General features: G+C 67.4%; 13 protein-coding genes and 1 tRNA gene. 9 read left to right on the top strand and 5 right to left on the bottom strand.

Annotated elements, in window-relative coordinates; translation table 11 throughout:
* Position 1: 1 nt before the first annotated feature.
* On the bottom strand, positions 2-1,039 hold the full coding sequence (locus tag MKK88_RS24905; protein ID WP_244004545.1) for an SGNH/GDSL hydrolase family protein: 1,038 nt from the start codon (positions 1,037-1,039) through the stop codon (positions 2-4).
* A gap of 46 nt (positions 1,040-1,085) precedes the next feature.
* Positions 1,086-2,057, bottom strand: coding sequence for a GDP-L-fucose synthase family protein (locus tag MKK88_RS24910; protein WP_244004547.1), 972 nt, complete (start codon positions 2,055-2,057; stop codon positions 1,086-1,088).
* Positions 2,058-2,316: 259 nt separating this feature from the next.
* Here MKK88_RS24910 and MKK88_RS24915 point away from each other — a divergent pair, with 259 nt between their 5' ends.
* The 3 genes from MKK88_RS24915 to MKK88_RS24925 are packed head-to-tail and all read left to right on the top strand — an operon-like array spanning position 2,317 to position 5,056.
* Positions 2,317-3,840, top strand: coding sequence for a phytoene desaturase (locus MKK88_RS24915; protein ID WP_244004549.1), 1,524 nt, complete (start codon positions 2,317-2,319; stop codon positions 3,838-3,840).
* Positions 3,821-4,891, top strand: coding sequence for a phytoene/squalene synthase family protein (locus MKK88_RS24920; RefSeq protein ID WP_244004551.1), 1,071 nt, complete (start codon positions 3,821-3,823; stop codon positions 4,889-4,891). The genes MKK88_RS24915 and MKK88_RS24920 overlap by 20 nt, the downstream gene beginning before the upstream one ends.
* Positions 4,892-4,903: 12 nt before the next feature.
* Positions 4,904-5,056, top strand: a complete 153-nt coding sequence (locus tag MKK88_RS24925; protein ID WP_244004553.1) for a hypothetical protein — start codon at positions 4,904-4,906, stop codon at positions 5,054-5,056.
* 3 nt (positions 5,057-5,059) lie between these two features.
* Here the strand turns inward: MKK88_RS24925 and hemC are convergent, their stop codons facing one another.
* A complete protein-coding gene (gene hemC / locus MKK88_RS24930; protein WP_244004555.1) occupies positions 5,060-5,983 on the bottom strand; it encodes a hydroxymethylbilane synthase in 924 nt (307 codons plus the stop codon).
* A gap of 183 nt (positions 5,984-6,166) precedes the next feature.
* Here hemC and MKK88_RS24935 point away from each other — a divergent pair, with 183 nt between their 5' ends.
* From MKK88_RS24935 to MKK88_RS24945, 3 genes are all read left to right on the top strand, one after another.
* On the top strand, positions 6,167-7,081 hold the full coding sequence (locus MKK88_RS24935; RefSeq protein WP_244004557.1) for a metallophosphoesterase: 915 nt from the start codon (positions 6,167-6,169) through the stop codon (positions 7,079-7,081).
* Between the two features lie 196 nt (positions 7,082-7,277).
* Complete coding sequence (locus tag MKK88_RS24940; protein ID WP_244004559.1) at positions 7,278-7,826, top strand: TerB family tellurite resistance protein; 549 nt, start codon at positions 7,278-7,280, stop codon at positions 7,824-7,826.
* Positions 7,827-7,854: 28 nt separating this feature from the next.
* Positions 7,855-8,406 carry an ABC transporter ATPase gene (locus MKK88_RS24945; protein ID WP_244004561.1) on the top strand — a complete coding sequence of 184 codons (552 nt, stop codon included), beginning with the start codon at positions 7,855-7,857 and terminating at the stop codon, positions 8,404-8,406.
* Positions 8,407-8,442: 36 nt separating this feature from the next.
* Here the strand turns inward: MKK88_RS24945 and MKK88_RS24950 are convergent, their stop codons facing one another.
* Both MKK88_RS24950 and MKK88_RS24955 read right to left on the bottom strand, forming a co-directional pair.
* The gene (locus tag MKK88_RS24950; protein WP_244004563.1) at positions 8,443-9,975 is read right to left on the bottom strand and encodes an acyl-CoA carboxylase subunit beta; all 1,533 of its coding nucleotides are present in this window, start codon (positions 9,973-9,975) and stop codon (positions 8,443-8,445) included.
* Positions 9,976-10,115: 140 nt separating this feature from the next.
* Positions 10,116-10,190, bottom strand: a tRNA-Val gene (locus MKK88_RS24955).
* A gap of 410 nt (positions 10,191-10,600) precedes the next feature.
* Here MKK88_RS24955 and MKK88_RS24960 point away from each other — a divergent pair.
* The 3 genes from MKK88_RS24960 (at position 10,601) to MKK88_RS24970 (ending at position 13,513) form a co-directional block, all read left to right on the top strand.
* Positions 10,601-10,942, top strand: a complete 342-nt coding sequence (locus MKK88_RS24960; protein WP_244004662.1) for a SelT/SelW/SelH family protein — start codon at positions 10,601-10,603, stop codon at positions 10,940-10,942.
* 55 nt (positions 10,943-10,997) lie between these two features.
* Positions 10,998-13,214 (top strand): sensor histidine kinase, encoded by a 2,217-nt coding sequence (locus MKK88_RS24965; RefSeq protein WP_244004565.1) that lies wholly within the window; start codon positions 10,998-11,000, stop codon positions 13,212-13,214.
* 140 nt (positions 13,215-13,354) lie between these two features.
* Positions 13,355-13,513: a type II toxin-antitoxin system ParD family antitoxin gene (locus MKK88_RS24970; protein ID WP_279602522.1), complete on the top strand. Its 159-nt coding sequence runs from the start codon at positions 13,355-13,357 to the stop codon at positions 13,511-13,513.
* The last annotated feature ends 46 nt before the right edge of the window (positions 13,514-13,559 follow it).

A 13,559-nucleotide genomic window follows, 5' to 3' on the forward strand; every position in this document is an offset into this window, starting at 1 on the left:
CTCAGGACGATGCCTCGGTCCGTGCATCGAGAATCGTGGCGACCTCCGCCTGTAGCCTGTCCGCCATCATCTGCCGGCCCTCGGAGGTGACATGCACGATATCGGTGAACAGGAGACGGTTCTCACCCTCGAACAGCCGGCTGAAGTCCCGTGCCGCGAAGGGCGCAGCCGCGTCGTGGCCAGTGTCGAGCCGGCTGAGGACGCCCTCGAAGCGCTCGTATTGCCGATCCAGATACGCCAAGAACAACCCTGATGCGGCGGATACCTCTTCGGCGACGCGCTCAGTCTTTCGGACGACGGTTGGCTGAAGATAGAAGCGGATCGGCGCGCCGATGCCAGGTGCCAGCCGGGCGAGGCGCTTCAACGCCAGCTCGAACTGGCGGACCACCTCCCATTCCCAGATGTCCGACTGCCAGTTCGTCAAGGCACGCAGATTCTCGAGCCGCGCAAAGATCCGCTCCTGCAGGATCTCATAGGACAGCGGCTCGGTTTCGGCCTCGGACCGGCCCTGGTCGAAGACGACATCATGGAGGCATTCGCTGGCGAAGTGATTGAAGGGGTAGCCCGCCCGCGGATCGAAACTCCAGGGCTGGAAGATATCGGTCCCGCCGCCGACGATCAGGATCACGTCCGGCTGAAGATCCATCAGCCGCGTCGTGATCAGGGCGATCATCTGGTTGAGGCAAGCTGAGATCGCGCCGAAATTGTAGACCCGCGCCCCATCGCCGAGGACCCGCTTCAGCCCGGTTTCCAACCGTCCCGGCACCGTATCGGCGAAGACCTGCCCGTCGAGGAGCGTGCTGTCGCCCACGAGGAAGACCCGCAGCGTCTCGGAGGGCGGCCGCGCGTCCGCGTGCGTCGTGTTGAAATAGCCGAGGCCATCGTAGCGCCAGCCTTTGTCGGGCGGGCATGCCAGCGGCTTGCCGGCGAACTGGACGTAGGGTGTCGGGAAACGCGTATTGGTGTCGAAGCTCTGGAAAAGCTTCACGAATTTCTGCCGCTGAGCGTACGCGTCGGCGTCAGAAGGCCGTTGGGCCATGAACTCTCTCCTTCGGCAAATCGATCGATGTCGCCGCAGCGCCTGACTAGCGACGCAGGTCATCCTGATGGTTCAGGAACCAGCCGTAGGTCTGTCGCAGCCCGTCCTCCAGGGCGATCTCCGGTTGCCAGCCCATGGATGTGAGCCGCGACACGTCCATGAGCTTGCGCGGCGTGCCGTCCGGCTTGGTCGCGTCGAAGTCCAGGCGGCCCTCGAAACCGATCACCCGGGCCAGCGCCTCGGCAAGCTCGCGGATCGTGCAATCCTGCCCCGTCCCGACATTGATGTGCGACAGGTCCGGCCGCGTATTGGCCGCGTAGACCGTATCGTCCAGCTCCATCACGAACACGCTCGCACGGGCCATGTCGTCCACGTGCAGGAATTCGCGCATCGCCCGGCCCGTGCCCCAGACCGTGACGCTCGCGTGGCCCATCGCCTTGGCCTCATGCAGCCGGCGCATCAGCGCCGGCAGGACGTGAGAGTTCTCGGGGTGGAAATTGTCGTTGGGCCCGTACAGGTTGGTCGGCATCACGCTGCGGTAGCGCCGCCCGTACTGGCGGTTGTAGCTCTCGCACATCTTGATGCCGGCGATCTTCGCGATGGCATAGGGCTCGTTCGTCGGCTCCAGCACGCCGGTGAGCAGCGCATCCTCGCGCATCGGCTGGTCTGCGAGCTTCGGATAGATGCACGAGGAGCCCAGGAACAGCAGCCGATCGACACCCGTCAGATGAGCGGCCTGGATGACATTCGCCTGGATGACGAGATTGTCGTGAATGAAATCTGCCGGGAAGGTGTTGTTCGCATGGATGCCACCAACCTTGGCGGCGGCGAGGTAGACCTGATTGATCCGGTTGTCGGCGAAGAATTGCCGGACCGCGGCCTGATCGAGCAGATCGAGGGTCTGCCGCTCGGCTGTCAGGATCCGCGCGTCGTCCCGCTCTTGCAGCCGCCGCACAATGGCCGAGCCCACCATGCCCCGATGGCCCGCCACGAAGACCGTTTGACCGCGATCGTCCATTACACGTCCCGTTTCCAATCCGAGCGTCCGTTCGTCAGGGCCCTATAGCGCCGTTCGCCCGGAGAATCGCGGCGCATGCAGGAATTCTCTGCGACACCTGGGGTGGTGCCATCGGGCGGCGGACACGACGCGAATCCCCGGCACGCGACGCAAGCGCCACCGCGCCAGGTGCGATGTTATCGCGGCGGGGTACCGCATGGCGACGTCAGTCGACGATTGACCCTTGCGCGCCGTCGAAACGCCGCGATAGTGTCAAGTCATGCTGACACTTGCGGTCGATCAGAACGTAGGACAGGAGCGTGATCGGCGACCGCATGCGGTGGTCATCGGCTCAGGCTTCGGTGGGCTCGCCGCCGCCGTCCGGCTCGGCGCCCGCGGATACCGCGTTACGGTTCTGGAGCGTCTGGAACAGGCCGGAGGCCGCGCGCGGGTTCACCGGCAGGACGGCTTCACCTTCGATGCCGGACCAACCATCGTCACGGCGCCCCAATTGTTCGAGGAACTCTGGGCGCTGGCGGGCCGCCGACTTTCGGACGACGTGACGCTCGTCCCGATGGATCCGTTCTACCGGATCCGTTTCGCCGATGGTTCGTCGTTCGCCTATAGCGGCGATCCGGATCGGATGCGCGAAGAGGTCGCCCGGTTCGCGCCGCAGGATATCGCCGGCTATGAGCGCTTCATGGCCCATAGCCGGGCCGTCTGCGAGATCGGGTTCGAGCAGCTCGGGCATGTCCCGTTCGGACGGATCGGCGCGATGCTGAAGATTGCCCCGGATCTGATGCGCCTGTCCGGCCACCGCTCGGTCCACGAGGTGGTGGCACGCTTCATCCGCGACGAGCGGTTGCGTACGGTGTTCAGCTTCCACCCGCTGCTGATCGGCGGAAATCCCTTCCGGGCCAGCGCGATCTATTGCCTGATCGCGGATCTCGAGCGCCGCTGGGGCGTCCACTTCGCCATGGGCGGCACCGGACACTTGGTCGATGGCCTCGTGCGCCTGATCCGCAGCCAGCGCGGACGGGTGCGGCTCGGCGCTGAGGTCGCCCGCATCCGGGTCGAAGGCAAAGCGGCGACCGGAGTGGAACTCCGCGGCGGCGAGATGATCGCGGCGGATCTGGTGGTCTCGAACGCCGATTCAGCGGTCACCCATGCGCGCCTGCTGCCGGAGGCACAGCGCTGGAGTCCGTGGCGCTACCGTCGCGCCCGCTCCTCCATGGGTCTGTTCGTCTGGTATTTCGGAACGAAGCGCCGCTATCCCGAGGTGGATCATCACACGATCCTGCTCGGGCCGCGCTATCGCGGGCTCCTGGCCGACATCTTCGATCGCAAGGTGCTGGCCGACGATGCAAGCCTTTACCTGCACCGTCCCACCGCGACCGATCCGAGCCTCGCGCCGCCGGGATGCGATGCCTTCTATGTCTTGGCACCGGTGCCGAATCTGGCTGGCGGCCAGGATTGGCGGGCGCTGGCGGAGCCATACCGGCGCCGCATCGCCCGCATTCTGGAGACGAGCGTGCTCCCGGGCCTTTCCGAGTCGATCGTCACGTCCCGCGTGACGACGCCCCAGGATTTCCAGGACGACTTCCTGAGCTATCGTGGCTCGGGCTTCGGGCTTGAGCCCGTGCTGACCCAGTCCGCGTGGTTCCGGCCGCATAACCGCTCGAGCGACGTGCGCAACCTCTACTTGGTCGGCGCCGGTACGCATCCGGGCGCCGGCCTACCCGGCGTGCTCTCCTCCGCCCGCGTCCTCGACAGCGTGGTTCCCGATGCCCGTGTTACCGCCTGAATTCGCCGCCGCGGCGGACCGGACCGCCTGCCGGACCGCAATCCGGCGGGGATCGAAGAGCTTCTTCGCGGCCGGACAGATGCTGCCGGGGGAGGTCCGCGAAGCCGCCTACGGTCTCTACGCCTTCTGCCGCTATTCGGACGACTTGGTGGATGAGGCCGCCAACGCGGCGGCCCGCCACGCAGCGGTTGCCCGCCTCGAACATCGGATCGCCAGGGCCTATGCCGGCGAGCCCGCCGACACGCCCGCCGATCGCGCATTCTCGGAAATCGTAGCCGCGTTCGCGATACCGGAGGCTTTGCCGCAGGCACTCATCGAGGGCTTCGCGTGGGATGCCGAGGGGCGGCGATACGCCGACCTCGATTCGCTGCACGCCTATGCGGCCCGCGTTGCCGGCTCGGTCGGCGCCATGATGGCGCTGATCATGGGCGTCCGGACGCCCGAGGCCCTGGCCCGGGCCTGCGATCTCGGCGCCGCGATGCAGCTCACCAACATCGCCCGCGACGTCGGCGAGGATGCTCGCATGGGCCGAATCTATCTGCCGCTCGACTGGATGCTGGCGGCCGGGCTCGACCCCGACGCCTTCCTGGCTGATCCGCGGCCGAGCCCGGCCCTGGCCGACATCGTTGCCCGGCTGCTCGCCGAGGCGGACAGGCTCTACATCCAGGCCGAAGCCGGAATCGCTGCACTGCCGCAGCGCTGCCGGCCGGCCATCCGCGCCGCGGGGATGATCTACGGCGAGATCGGGCGGGTGATCGCAGCATCGGGACACGATCCGGTCTCGCGCCGGTCCCGCGTCGGCGGTGCGCGCAAGCTCGCCCTGATCGCCCGGGCAACCCGCCCGCGCGCCACTGCCCCAGGCTCCGCCGCGCCCGCGCTGCCGCAGGCGCGGTTCCTGATCGAGGCGGTCACGCGCCATCCCGTCTCCCCCCTGTGCCAGCGGCCCGCCCTTCGGCCCTGGTGGGATGTGGCCGGACGTGTCGTCCACGTCCTCGACCTGATCGAGCGGATGCGAGAGCGGGAGGCCTTCGGTCGATCCGCCCCGTCCTGACGGGGCGCGGGAATGGGCGAGTTCACGTTCGCCGCCCTCGATCTCGGCCTCGCCTTCGCCGTGGTGATGGGGATCGGACTCTGGCAACTCATCGCCGTCCGCCGGAGCATCCGCCGCGATCGCGAACGATCCGGCGGTCGCTCAGGCGACGATGCGAAGCGGTGAACCTCACTTCAGATCGCGCACGTAAGTCTCGCCAGCATCGGCCTTGAGTGCCGCCCCGGCTTCGCGGCCGATCCGCTCGGCGTCGGCAGCCCGCCCCTGGCGCGAAACCGACCAGTGTCGGCTGCCGTCCGGCAGGAACAGCAGGCCGTGGAGCGTCAGGGTTTCGCCTTCGATCTGCGCCAGGGCGGCGATCGGCGTCCGACAAGAGCCGTCGAGTTCAGCCAGGAGGGCGCGCTCCGCCGTGATCGCCGTGGTCGTGCGGGCGCAGGCGATCGGCGCCAGAAGGGCACGGATCGCGTCGTCCGCGGCCCGGCACTCGATGCCAAGGGCGCCTTGCGCGACGGCGGGCAGCATTTCTTCCACGGAGAGGATGCTGCGGGCCATCGACTCCAAGCCGAGGCGTTGCAGGCCGGCCAAGGCGAGGAGCGTCGCATCGCACTCGCCGGCTTCGAGCTTGCGCATCCGTGTGTTGGCGTTGCCGCGCAACGGAACGATCTTGAGGTCTGGACGGCGCATCAGCACCTGGGCACCCCGGCGCAGCGACGAGGTCCCGACCCGCGCACCGGGCGGCAGGCCAGTCAGCCCGTCAGCGTGCGGCGACAGAAAGGCGTCCCGCGGATCATCGCGCTCCAGGATGCAGGCGATGGTCAGGCCCTCGGGAAGCCAGGTCTCCACGTCCTTCATGGAGTGGACCGCGACGTCCACCGCGTCGGCGAAGAGGGCTTGTTCCAATTCCTTTGTGAACAGCCCCTTGCCGCCGATCTCCGATAGGGGGCGATCCAGGATTTTGTCGGCCACCGTGGTGACCACAACCAGCTCGGTTTCGAGGCCTGGGTTCGCCGCGACGATTTGGTCGCGTACCATCCCGGTCTGCGCGAGCGCCATCGGGGAGCCGCGGGTGCCGATGCGCAGGGGACGGTTCAGCATCTGAAATCGGATCTTTTTGGCTGGATAGGACTAGGCCTTATAGACCGGCTGTCCCGCCACGGTCAGCCGTATTCAGCTTTCCTGAACCGGCGATGCGGCAGAGTCGCCGAGGCCGCCCCGCTTTCGCCGGACTATGTCCCTAACGCGGCGCCGGCGCGACACGAGACGAGCGGACATGGTGCCATGCTGATCCTGCCGAGCCGACGGCAGTTCCTGACCGGCCTCGGCGCGGGGGTCGGAATGACCGCGGCCACGGGCGTCTACGCGTTCGACGTCGAGCCGCTGCACCGCCTCGTGGTGACCTCCTACGCGCCGGCCCTGCCGCGCTGGGATCCGGCCCTGCGGTTGCGCGTGGCCGTCCTGGCCGACTTTCACATCTGCGAACCCTACATGCCCTTCGACCGGGTCGCCGAGATCGTGGATGCCACCAACGCGCTCAAGCCGGATCTGGTGCTGCTGCTCGGGGACTATCCGGCGGGTCTGATCGCGTGGCGGAAGCTGCCCCTCGGTCAGTTCGCCCGCATGATGGAAGACCTGAAGGCGCCGCTCGGCACGCACGCGATCCTGGGGAATCACGATTGGTGGGAGGATGAGGTCGTCCAGCAGGCCCGCAGCGGGACCCCCGCGGTCAAGCGGCTCCTGGAAGACCGGGGCATCCCCGTGATGGAGAACGAGGCCATCCGGCTGGTGAAGGACGGGCGGCCGTTCTGGCTCGCCGGTCTGGCCGACCAGCAACCGTTCATGCACACGTGGATGTCGCTGAGTTATGCGGACGTGCCACGTACGCTCCAGGCGGTCACCGATTCGGCGCCGGTGATCCTGATGGCACACGAGCCCGACATCTTCGCCACCATGCCTGACCGTGTCTCCCTGACACTCGCCGGCCATACCCATGGCGGGCAGGTTCGCCTGTTCGGACGATCCCCTGCGATCCGCAAGGTCCGCGGTCACGACTATTCCTATGGCCACATAGTGCAGGATGGCCGACACATGATCGTGTCCGGGGGCTTCGGCATGAGCCGCATCCCCGTGCGGCTCGGTGTGCCGCCCGAGATCGTGCTCCTTGAACTTGGCCAGGATGATGCGGCAGCCGCCTGAAAAATTCCGAGCTGTCAAAGATAGCTCCAGCGCCCTTGCATGACTGGTGCCTGCATCGAAAATACAGATTCAGCCAGTCGTCGCTTATCGCTTGATGTCATCGTGAAATTCTTCGTCGACTGTGGGTCTTCCATCGTCGTTTGATTTTCGTCCCGCCGCATGAAACCGTCCCTTGTCGATTCGACAGAAGACGATCATGCCGCTTATCCTCGGTCTCATTGGCATCTTCACCGCGATCCTGTTCTGGGTTCTTCGGGTCCACGGCACGGTCAAGGGGCTGCAGGTCGTCGACCGCGACACGAAGGGATTGCAGCGCCGGGCTGTGTCGACCTTCGAGGATATCGTCGGCACGCCGCTGCAACGCGTGCGCGATCCGCGGTTGGCGGCGACGATCCTGATGATCCAGATCGTGCGCACGGGCAGTCCGCTCACGGCGAGCGAGAAGACGCGGATCCTCGAATTCATGGAGACGCCTCTGCAGATCGAGCGGATCTCGGCGACCTTCGAGCGGGCCTGGGGCTACACGCAGGCGCGCCGACCCTTCTCGCAAGTGTCCGAGCAACTCGTTCCGCTCCTGCGCGAGTCGTTGACGCCGGCCGAGCGCGGGGACCTCATCGCGATGCTGACCCAGGTCGCCGGCGCCCATTCGGCGCCGAGCGAATTGCAACGCGAGGGTATCGCCCGCCTCCGGCGCAGGCTTTTGGCGGGCGAGGCACGCAACCTGCGACGAGACAGGTCCGCCTGATCGCGGCCGAAGCACCGTCTATCCGGGATTGACAATCACGTCAGGGTTTCGGCGCGCAGCCCCGCTACCGAACGCCGCGGCGCTCGTCGCCCGCCGCGTGCCGCGCTACCTGTCCGGAATGCGCACGCTGCTGCCCCTTCTCGCCCTCTCCTGCCTCGCGGCGATGCCCGGATCCGCGAGGGCCCAGTCCTGCGAGACCCTGGTCGATCGCGTGATCTCCGAGACCGCCGCAAAGGCGACCGAGCGGCGCAGCGATTACGCGAGCTTCTCCGTGAGCCCCGATATGACGCTGACGCTCGCCTGCGGCGGGCCGGATCTGTCCTCGGTCGGTGCCCAGTTCCGCGGGGCGAACCCGCCGGACTCCTATTACGATCTGTTCGGCCATGCCGGTCACGCGGTGACGGGCATCGATGCTGCGGTGATCGCTCAGGCCGCCCACAAGGCCCAGGAGGCCTCCGTCCGGCTCCGCCACAGCAATGTCGATCTCGGCGGTGCCCGGGTCACCTGTTCGGCGATGGTGTCGCCCGACAAGGGACCACTGACCCTCTGCGCCGTGATCGAGCACAGCGACCGGAGTTGAAGCCGGCGGCCGGTGCCGCCGGGCCGTCCGCCCGCCTCAGAGCGGGATGTTGTCGTGCTTCTTCCAGGGCTGCTCCATCTTCTTGGTGCGCAGCATGCCGAGCGCCCGGGCGATCCGGCGCCGGGTGGAGTGCGGCATGATCACCTCATCGATGTAGCCGCGTTCGGCCGCCACGAACGGTGACAGGAAGCGATCCTCGTACTCGCCGGTCCGGGCCGCGATCTTCTCCGGGTCGCCGATCTCGCTGCGGAAGATGATCTCCACGGCGCCCTTGGCACCCATCACGGCGATCTGGGCGGTCGGCCACGCGTAGTTGACGTCGGCACCGACATGCTTGGACGCCATCACGTCGTAGGCCCCGCCGAAGGCCTTGCGGGTGATGATGGTGACCAGCGGAACGCTCGCCTGTGAGTAGGCGAAGAGCAGCTTGGCGCCGTGCTTGATCAGGCCGCCATATTCCTGGGCGGTGCCCGGCAGGAAGCCCGGCACGTCCACGAAGGTCACGATCGGTATGCCGAAGGCGTCGCAATAACGCACGAATCGCGCGGCCTTTCGCGAGGCATCTGAATCGAGCACGCCCGCCAGGACTAGGGGCTGGTTGGCCACGAAGCCGACGGTGCGCCCCTCGATTCGGCCGAAGCCGGTGATGATGTTGCGCGCGTAGGTCGCCTGGATCTCGAAGAAATCGCCCTCGTCCACGACACGGCGGATCAGCTCGCCCATATCGTAGGGCTTGTTCGGGTTGTCGGGGATCAGCGTATCGAGGGAGGAGTCGAGCCGCTCGACATCGTCGAAGCTTTTTAGCTCCGGCACGCCGTCGATGTTGTTGGCAGGCAGGAAGTCGAGCAGCCGGCGAATCTGCAGAATCGCCTCGACGTCATTCTCGAACGCGCCGTCCGCGATCGAAGACTTGGTCGTGTGGACTTTGGCGCCGCCGAGTTCCTCAGCGGTCACGACCTCGTTGGTGACGGTCTTCACGACATCGGGGCCGGTCACGAACATGTAGCTCGTGTCGCGAACCATGAAGATGAAGTCGGTCATGGCCGGCGAGTAGACATCGCCGCCCGCGCAGGGGCCCATGATTACCGAGATCTGCGGGATGACACCCGAGGCCATGACGTTGCGGCGGAACACTTCGCCGTAACCGCCGAGCGCGGCGACGCCCTCTTGGATGCGCGCGCCGCCGGCATCGAAGATGCCGATGATCGGCGCGCGCATCTTCAGCGCCATGTCCTGGACCTTCACGATCTTCTGCGCGTGCGCCTCCGACAGGGAGCCGCCGAAGACGGTGAAGTCCTTGGAGAACAGGAAGACGGTCCGGCCATTGATCGTACCCCAGCCGGTCACCACGCCGTCGCCCGGGATCTTCTGGGCTTCCATCCCGAAATCCGTGGAGCGATGCTGCACGAACATGTCGAATTCCTCGAACGACCCGTGGTCGAGGAGGAGTTCAATCCGCTCCCGGGCGGTAAGCTTGCCGCGATTGTGCTGCGCCTCGACGCGCCGCTCACCACCGCCGAGGCGGGCCTTGGCCCGGCGCTCTTCGAGCTTGTCGAGGATGTCCTTCATCGCTGCTTCCGCCCTTCCCCTGCCGGTGACCTGCGACCCGGATCGGGCCGGGTCCAAGCTTGTGCATTCGCCGATCGTGCGGCCTTAGCATGGGGCTTCCAGGCGGCAAACCGTGGCGTTTGTCAGAGATTTGGGGGAGATGGTGGACGGTGCAGGGATCGAACCTGCGACCTTTCCCGTGTGAAGGGAACGCACTACCGCTGTGCTAACCGTCCGTGCCGGCGCCAGGTCCGACGTGTCGCCCGCGCTTGTCCAGCGCGGCGAACCGGTGGCGGGCCTTCTAGGGCGCGGCGGGCCGAAACGTCAAGCGCGGTTCGCAATGATCCTGCGCTCAAGTCGCCGTCACCAGGCCGATCGCGTTGCTCCCAAGGCCGGAATTTCGTGGAAGCGCCCGGATCGCAATCCCTTATCGCTCGCTCACGGAAGAGGACCCAGCACGGGTCCAGGCGAGGTCCCTCTGCGATGATCGGCGCGGCGACGCGTATTCCGTTCAAGCCCGGATGGCGAAACAGGCCGCGACGCGGTTCAAGAACCCGATGCTCACCCCGCTGATGCGTCCACGATGTCTCAGCTTGCCGACCGCCCCAAGGTTGACAAGTCCGCCGCCCCGGTGCGCTGTGCCGGGATGCACGAGGAGCCAAAGGGCGTGAATCCCGGCAGCGACGTGACGGCGGAGGGCGCGAGCCGGGCGTTGCGCCCGCGCGTGGCGATCACCTACTGCACGCAGTGCAACTGGCTGCTGCGGTCGGCCTGGATGGCGCAGGAACTGCTCTCGACCTTTCGCGACGATCTCGGCGAGGTTGCCCTGATTCCCGCCTCGGGTGGCGCGTTCCGGATCGAGATCGGCACCGTCCTGCTGTGGGAACGGGTACGGGACGGCGGCTTTCCCGACGTCAAGGCGATCAAGCAGCGGGTGCGGGACCACCTCGACCCGGGGCGCGATCTCGGCCATATCGATCGATCATGAGGCGAGGGAACGGCAAGGAGCCCGCGGGGCACCGCGGGCCGGGGACGGGCCCCGCTTGAGTCCGGACCAGCAGGCCGAGGGCGGCGGCGTCCCGGCGGTGATCCCTGCGCGCCGGTCATGGCTGTCGCGGCTGCTTCACCGTTTCGCAGGCAATGGATTCTCGACGCAAGTCTATCTGATCGCCCTCGTCGTGGCGCTGATCGGGCCGGGTCTCCTGTTCACCGGCATCCTGCTGATGCGCTACGCCTCGGCCGAACGGGCGCGATTCGAGCAGGATGCCCGGGAAAACGTGCGTGGGATCGGCCTGTCGCTGGATCGTGATACGGCGGGCCTCGTCTCGGTGCTGCAGACGCTGGCCACGTCCCCGCGGATCCGCCAGGGCGATTTCGACGCGTTCGACGCGCAGGCGCGGCTCGTGCGCGAGTCCATCGATCTCGACGTCCTGCTCAGACGGCCGAACGGCCAGGAAGTCGTCAACACCGGCGTGCCGCGCAGCGCGCCGATGCCCGTCATGGCCCTGCCCTTCGATCAGGAACTGGCGCGGGGCACACAGCGCGCCATGGTCAGCGGCTACGTACCGGGTCTCTCCGCGCGCGAGGCCACCTACGCGGTCGGCGTGCCCGTGATGATCGACGGCGAGGTCGCCTACATCCTCAGCTTCACCGTCCCGCTGTCCCGCCTGCAGGGCATCCTGTCGCGCGAGGTCGTACCCGGCTGGACGACGGGCATCAGCGACCGCAACGGCATCGTGCTGGCACGCCTGCCCGATCCCGACGCGGTGGTGGGCCGGCCTCGGCTGGCGAGCCTCCGGCAAGTCCAATCAGCGACGCCCGGCGTCTGGGAAGGCCAGGACCGGCAGCACAAGCCGGTCGTCGTGATCGAGGCGCGGTCCCGCCTCACCGGCTGGATGGTCGCCACCAGTATCCCCCAGGCCCTGGTGGATGCCCGCGTCCGGCGTTGGGTCTGGGCCTTCGCGGGCTTCGGACTTCTGGTGCTTGCCACCTCGTCGCTGCTGGCCGTCAATCTGTGGTCGCGGGTCTCCCGCCCTCTGCGCCTGCTGGCGGCCTCGGGTCCCGCCCTGGCGCGGGGCGAGGCGATCCCGCGGATCTCTTCGCCGGTCCACGAGATTCAGCGCCTCGCCCTGGTTCTATCCGACGCATCACTCCGACTGCGGACTCGCGAGGAGGAACGCGACAGGGCGCTCGCCGATACGCGGCGGGGCCTGACAGCGCTCAGCGAGAGCGAGGCCCGGTTTCGGCACATGGCCGATTCGGCGCCGGCTCTGATCTGGATGACCGACGAGACCGGCGCGGTGAGCTTCGCGAACCTGCATTTCGAGCACATGTTCGGGATGCCGGCGGCGGAACTGGCCGACGAGGGCTGGACCCGGATCATCCATCCGGACGAGCTTGACGGTTTCCGGGCTGCGTTCTCCGAGGCCTTCGATGCCCGGGTGCCCTTCCGGATCGAAGTTCGAGTGATCGACCGGGACCGGATCGTGCGCTGGTTGCGTTGCGAGGGCGTGCCGCGCCTCGACGACGATCACAACTTCCTCGGCTATACCGGCTGCAACATCGACATCACCGACGCGAAAAGCGCCGAGGAGCACCTGCTGCTCCTGATCCACGAACTCAATCATCGGGTAAAGAATACGCTGGCCACGGTCCAGTCGATCGCCGTGCAGTCCCTGCGCGGCCTCGAAGGCCCGGAGGCCGATGCCGCCCGGGCCGCCTTCGAGGCGCGCCTGCTGGCGCTGGCCCGGGTCCACGACGTCCTCACCCGGGAGAGCTGGGAGGGCGCCGAACTTTCGGCGGTGGTCGCCGACGCGATCCGGCCCCTCGAATCCGGCGATGGCCGTGCCTCACGGTTCCGGGTCACCGGTCCGCCCCTACGACTGGCGCCGCGTCTCGCCCTGTCCATCGCCATGGCGCTGCACGAACTGGGCACCAACGCGGTGAAGTACGGCGCGCTCTCGATCGAGGGCGGCGTGGTGGATATCTCGTGGACGGTCCGGCGTGAGAGCGAGACCCGGCTCTACCTGCGCTGGTCCGAGCGCGGCGGCCCCCCGGTGAAGAAGCCGACCCGGACCGGCTTTGGCTCACGACTGATCGAGCGCAGTCTCGCCCGGGAACTCGCCGGTGAGGTCGCGCTGAGCTACGAGCCGACCGGCGTCGTCTGCACCATCGAGGCGCCGGTGCCGCTACCGGGCCTGCTGGAGCGCAAGAGTGCTGCAGCGCCGGCGCGGATCGCGCCGCTGCCGCTGGCAGGGTGAGGGCGCAGCCGCCCGGCATGCAGCAGACCCTGATGCGACGTTCGTAGGATGGAGCGAAGGCCTTCCGAACGCGTCGCGTTCGCGCGTGACGAGGGTCCGGGACAACCTACGGCCGGAGATGCGCCACGGCAGGAAACGCCATGCCGCCGCTGGGTGGACCCTTCGAGCGTTTGATGAATCGTCAGATCGCCGGCGGTCATCATGGTTCCGCCGCAGACGTCGTGCGCGCCGGACTCCGCCTTCCTGGCGCGGGCGAAATCCACCTGCGAGCACTTCAATCAGCCCTCACCGATGACTGAGCGGCCGGTGTGCAGGTCGGCAACGCTTGATCGACAGGCGAGCAGC

The sequence above is a fragment of the Methylobacterium sp. E-005 genome (assembly GCF_022829725.1).
GTDB lineage: Bacteria > Pseudomonadota > Alphaproteobacteria > Rhizobiales > Beijerinckiaceae > Methylobacterium.

Coding starts and splice junctions, on each gene's coding strand:
- MKK88_RS24905 (WP_244004545.1), bottom strand. CDS start 1,039: ATGGCCCAACGGCCTTCTGACGCCGACGCGTACGCTCAGCGGCAGAAA.
- MKK88_RS24910 (WP_244004547.1), bottom strand. CDS start 2,057: ATGGACGATCGCGGTCAAACGGTCTTCGTGGCGGGCCATCGGGGCATG.
- MKK88_RS24915 (WP_244004549.1), top strand. CDS start 2,317: ATGCTGACACTTGCGGTCGATCAGAACGTAGGACAGGAGCGTGATCGG.
- MKK88_RS24920 (WP_244004551.1), top strand. CDS start 3,821: ATGCCCGTGTTACCGCCTGAATTCGCCGCCGCGGCGGACCGGACCGCC.
- MKK88_RS24925 (WP_244004553.1), top strand. CDS start 4,904: ATGGGCGAGTTCACGTTCGCCGCCCTCGATCTCGGCCTCGCCTTCGCC.
- hemC (WP_244004555.1), bottom strand. CDS start 5,983: ATGCTGAACCGTCCCCTGCGCATCGGCACCCGCGGCTCCCCGATGGCG.
- MKK88_RS24935 (WP_244004557.1), top strand. CDS start 6,167: ATGCTGATCCTGCCGAGCCGACGGCAGTTCCTGACCGGCCTCGGCGCG.
- MKK88_RS24940 (WP_244004559.1), top strand. CDS start 7,278: ATGCCGCTTATCCTCGGTCTCATTGGCATCTTCACCGCGATCCTGTTC.
- MKK88_RS24950 (WP_244004563.1), bottom strand. CDS start 9,975: ATGAAGGACATCCTCGACAAGCTCGAAGAGCGCCGGGCCAAGGCCCGC.
- MKK88_RS24960 (WP_244004662.1), top strand. CDS start 10,601: ATGCACGAGGAGCCAAAGGGCGTGAATCCCGGCAGCGACGTGACGGCG.
- MKK88_RS24970 (WP_279602522.1), top strand. CDS start 13,355: ATGCCGCCGCTGGGTGGACCCTTCGAGCGTTTGATGAATCGTCAGATC.